Annotated in this window: 4 protein-coding genes; all 4 read left to right on the top strand. The window is 73.4% G+C overall.

Annotation, left to right across the window (positions count from 1 at the left end):
• The coding region (locus tag NBX02_RS07920; protein WP_445548314.1) for a Gfo/Idh/MocA family oxidoreductase at positions 1 to 1,383 on the top strand (1,383 nt) is incomplete at its 5' end.
• Positions 1,384 to 1,475: 92 nt separating this feature from the next.
• The gene (locus NBX02_RS07915) at positions 1,476 to 2,846 is read left to right on the top strand and encodes a lipopolysaccharide biosynthesis protein (RefSeq protein WP_250290660.1); all 1,371 of its coding nucleotides are present in this window, start codon (positions 1,476 to 1,478) and stop codon (positions 2,844 to 2,846) included.
• A 24-nt stretch (positions 2,847 to 2,870) separates the two neighbouring features.
• Positions 2,871 to 3,752: a glycosyltransferase gene (locus tag NBX02_RS07910; protein ID WP_250285900.1), complete on the top strand. Its 882-nt coding sequence runs from the start codon at positions 2,871 to 2,873 to the stop codon at positions 3,750 to 3,752.
• Positions 3,753 to 3,870: 118 nt separating this feature from the next.
• Entirely contained in the window at positions 3,871 to 4,707 is an 837-nt protein-coding gene (locus NBX02_RS07905; protein ID WP_250285899.1) for a TylF/MycF family methyltransferase, read from the top strand.
• Positions 4,708 to 4,796: the final 89 nt, after the last annotated feature.

Raw genomic sequence — 4,796 nt, 5'->3', positions numbered from 1 at the left:
GGGCTCTCCCGGGCCGCCGGCGGGCTGCCCACCCTCCCCGGGCCGGCCGGGGCACGCCGCGCCGCCCGCGCCGCCCGCGCAGGCAGTGGCACACCCGACGGCAGCACACACGACAGCACACCCGACGGCAGCACACACAGCGACAGCACACACAGCGACAGCGCTCGGGCCGCCGGGCGGGGCTACGGCATCGGCTGGATCGGCGCCGGCGCCTTCTCCGCCACCGTGCTGCTGCCCGCCTTCCGGGCCGCGGGCTTCGACCGCTTCGTCACGGTCGGCTCAGCCGGTGGCCTGCGTGCCCGACGCTTCGGGGAGCGCGCCGGCTTCACGAGGATCGCCGGCGGCCCGGACGCCGTCATCGACGATCCCGACGTCGACGTGGTGGTCATCGCGACCCCGCACGACGCCCACGCCGACCTGGTCGTACAGGCGCTGGAGGCCGGCCGGCACGTCTGGTGCGAGAAGCCGCTCGCGCTGTCCTTCGACGAGCTGCGGGCGGTGGCGGACGCCGCCAGCCGCTCCGACGGCGTCCTGTTCACCGGCTTCAACCGGCGCTGGTCACCCGCGGCCCGGCTCGCCCGGGAACACCTCGACGCCCGGACGTCCCCGCTCACCCTGATCTACCGGGTAGCGGCCGGGAAGGTCGCGGACGGGCACTGGTACGCCGACCGCCGCCAGGGCGGGCGGCTGCTCGGGGAGGTCTGCCACTTCGTCGACACCTGCGCGTTCCTGAACCCGTCGGAGATCGTGTCGGTGCGGGCACATCCGGCCGGACGCGGGGGCGCACTGCTCGCCGACGACGTGACGGTCGTGCTCGGGCACGCCGACCAGTCGGCCTCGGTGATCGTCTACTCCTCCGCGCGCCCGGCGGGTATCGGCAAGGAGCGCCTGGAGGCGCTGGCCAGCGGCACGCACCTCGTCCTCGACGACTTCCGGTCGCTTACCGTCGGTGGCCGTACCGTCTGGCAGGGACGCCAGGACAAGGGGCATGAGGCGGCCGTACGCGAGTTCCACCGCCGCCTGCGCGATGCCGCCGCCGGCACGGCCGGGCAGGCGGACGGCGGCCTGGTCACCTCGGCGCACGTCCTCGCCGCCGCCGCGGCGGCAGCAGCGGACGCAACGGCAACCGTGTCGGCTGGGCAGGCTGGGCAGGCGGGACCGGCAGAGCCGGCGGGACCGGCAGAGCCGGCGGGACCGGCAGAGCCGGCGGGACCGGCAGAGCCGGCGGGACCGGCGGGACCGGCCATACCCGCGGGACCGGCGGTGACCCGCGGCGGCGCCCGGCCGCCGGACCACACCGCACCCGGCACCCCGAGCGGCACGAACACCCCGAACACCCCGAACGGCACGGACGGCACGGCTACCCCGAACGCCGTGCCGTGACGACGCAGGACGCCCGGGCCGACGGCCCCGTCATGAGCACCGTCGCCAGCCCCGCCGTGGGCCCCGCTGCGAGCCCCACCGCAGACCCCGTCATGAGCACCGTCGCCAGCCCCGCCGTGGGCCCCACCGCAGGCCCTCCCGTCACGGCCCTCGGCAGGCCGTCCACGGCCCGGCACCGGCGGCCCCGGCGGCTGGCCACGCTCGCGCGCCCGGGCATGCCGTCGGGGATCGCGGTCGCCGCGGGCAACGCCGCCGCGATCCTGATCGGGCTGGCCTCGGGGATCGTGACCGCGCGTGTTCTCGGGCCGACCGCCCGGGGCGCGTTCGTGGCCACCCAGACGATGTCGGGGGTGGCGGCGGTCGTGCTGACCCTCGGCGTGACACAGGCGGTGGTGACCGGCCGTGGCAGCGACCGCGACCTCGCCGGCCCGCTGCTGGCGCAGGTCGCCGTCGTCGCGCTGGTGGCGGCCGCGCTGTTCGGGACGCTCGCGGGCGTCGGGGCCCAGCCCTGGCTGGACGGGTACGGGGTCATCGGGGCGGCGGCGGCCACCGCCGGGGCGGTAGCCGCGTCGCTGGCCTCCGGGATGGCCCAGCGCCGGTCACGGATGACCGGCGAGTTCCAGCTCGTACGGCTGCTGCCCTCGCTGGCGGGCCTGTTCCTGCTGGTCGTGGCGTGGCGCGCGGGCACCCGCGAGGTCGGTGTCTGGCTGTTGTGCTCGGGGGTGGGCGTCGCCGTCCCGGCGGTGGTGATGCTGGCGCGGACCCTCGGCGAGCCGGGCACGCCACGCCGGCCAGCCCGCTTCCTGCCGTCCCGGGCGCTCGTGCGGGGCGCTGTCGCGGCGTTGCCCACGGCCATCGGGGCGCAGGTGATCTACCGGCTCGACTCGGTGGTGGTCGCTGCCGCCCGGCCCACTTCCGACGTCGCGTTCTACGGTGTCGCGGCCACCGCCAGCCTGACCTGTACCGCGCTCGGCCAGGCGGTCGGGATGCTCGCCTTCAGCCGGCTGCGGCACGCCCACGGCCTGAACCAGCAGCGCCTGCTGATCCGACGCGGGGTGAGGTGGGCGCTCGGCGTCGCGGCCGGGGTGGCCCTGCCGGTCATGCTCCTCGCCCCCGAATTGATTACCCTCTGTTATGGTCGGGAGTTCCTACCCGCGGTGGCGCCGACCCGGGCGCTCGTCCTCGCGGCGATCCCGCTGTCCGCGGACTACCTGCTGATCCACGCGCTGCTGAGCCTGTCCGGTCAGCGCAGCGTGTACGGGACGCAGGCGCTGGCGGCTGCGCTGACCGTCGTCGGCCTGTGTGTGACCGTGCCCACCGGAAATCTCGCGCTGATCGCCGCCATGTCGATCGTCATCTACACCCTGTCCGCGGCACTGATGTTCGGCGCGGTGCTGCGGCGCACCGCGCCGAACCGCCGCGACACCGCGCCGAACCGCCCCGCTTCCGCGGAGCGGTCATGAGGAACCAGTCATGAGGAATCAGCTATGAGGAACATCGCGGTCATCGTGCACTGGGGGCCGGCCGAGCCCACCGTCGAACTCGCCTGCGAACTGGACCGCAGCGCGCTGCTGCATCGGGTGGTGGTGGTGGCCAACGATCTGTCGGAACGCCCCGCGGGCATTCCCGCGGAGATTTCCTGGATAGTCCCGTCCCGCAATCTCGGTTTCGCCGGCGGTTTTCAGCACGCCACCCGGGTCTATCCGACGGCGTCCTGCTATCTACTGCTCAACAACGACATCCGGATGGATGACGCGACGATCGGGGCGTGCCTGGACCTGCTGGCCACCGACCGGGTCGGTGTGGTCGGCCCGACGCTGGTCAACGCTCGGGGGCTGCAGTCGGGCGCCGCTGTTCTCACCCGTTTCCTCGCCGCGCCGAGGGTACTGCGAACGCCGTCCGTCGGCCAGCCGTGCGAGGCCGAATGGGTCACCGGCGCAGCCATGTTCATCAAGGCCGAATGTCACCGGGACGTGCCGATGGACGGACGCTACTTCCTCGGTTTCGAGGATGCCGACTTCTGCCACCGTGCCCGGGAGGCCGGCTGGCGCGTCATGCTCAGCCCGGCGCGGGCCTGGCACGCCAGTGGCGGGACGATCCCGGCCGGCCGGTACATCTACTACAGCGTCCGCAACAGGCTGTGGTTCGTCCGGGCCCGGGGCTGGGCACTGCGCACGGCGCTGGTGACGCTGTGGTCGATGCTGGTCCTGGTGCCCGGCACCGCCGTGAAGGACGCCGTGCGCAGGCGCGGGTACGCCTCCTGCCTGCTCGCCTTCCACGGTCTTGTCGACGGGCTGCTGCGCATGCCCGCCGAGGCGGTGCCCCTGCCCGACGAGCCCCGTCCCGCCCGCTGGGTGTCCTGGTCCTGACACCGCCTCGGCCGGTCGGCCGCGCGCGCCCCCGGAGAACCACATCCCGGAAAAGCCGCCCACCCGACGGCATCCGCACCCCGGAAAAGAGAAGTATCCCCGGAGAAGAAAAGAAGGAATGACAGAGATGACGGATCTCGACGTGTCACCGACCGTTGGAGAGGAACTTCCGCAACGGTATGTCCATCTGCTGAAGGAGGTGCTTTCCTTCTCGTTGTGGGACGGACGGGACGGCGCGGTCTGGCGCGGGCGCCGCAGCGCCCGGATTCTGCAGCGGCTGCTCGAGCGGCGGAATCTCTCGGTGGCGAGAATCGTCTCCCCCGAGGTTCGCCGCAACGGCCAGGACTGGCCCCGGCTCGCGCACACCATGGTAGGCGCCAAACGTCTGGACAACCTCCAGGAATGCGTCGAGACGATTCTGCGCGACAACGTTCCCGGGGATCTGATCGAAACCGGTGTCTGGCGGGGCGGTTCGTGCATCCTGATGCGGGGAATACTCGCCGCCCACGGGGTCGAGGACCGCATAGTGTGGGTCGCGGACTCGTTCTCGGGGCTGCCGGAGCCCGATCCCGGCCGTTATCCCGCCGACACCGGCGACCGGCACCACACGGTGGCCGAGCTCGTCGTCCCGCTGGCAGAGGTCCGGGACAACTTCCGCCGGTATGGGCTGCTCGACGACCAGGTGCGCTTCCTGCCCGGCTGGTTCTCCGAGACGCTGCCGGGTGCGCCGATCGACAGGCTCGCGCTCATGCGCCTGGACGGCGACATGTACTCCAGCACGATCGAGGCCCTGACCACGCTCTACCCAAAGCTGTCCGACGGCGGCTTCTGCATCATCGACGACTACGGTGCGGTCGAGGGCTGCCGCCGCGCGGTCGAGGACTTCCGGGCGGCCCAGGGCATCGACGCCCCTCTCGTCCGGATCGACGCCTGTGGCGCTTACTGGCGGCGGTAGGCCGGAGCCGGGGCGCCCGGCGCGGGTCACGCCGCCAGGTGGCCCACGCCGCGCGGCCGGGCGCCCGGCCGGCTCACGCCGCCCAGCTC

Origin of the sequence: Protofrankia sp. CiP1_Cm_nod1 (assembly GCF_920888515.1) — a bacterium.
Taxonomy (GTDB): domain Bacteria; phylum Actinomycetota; class Actinomycetes; order Frankiales; family Frankiaceae; genus Protofrankia.
Note: the sequence above shows the minus strand (reverse complement) of the source record. Positions and strands in the feature narration are given on the sequence as shown.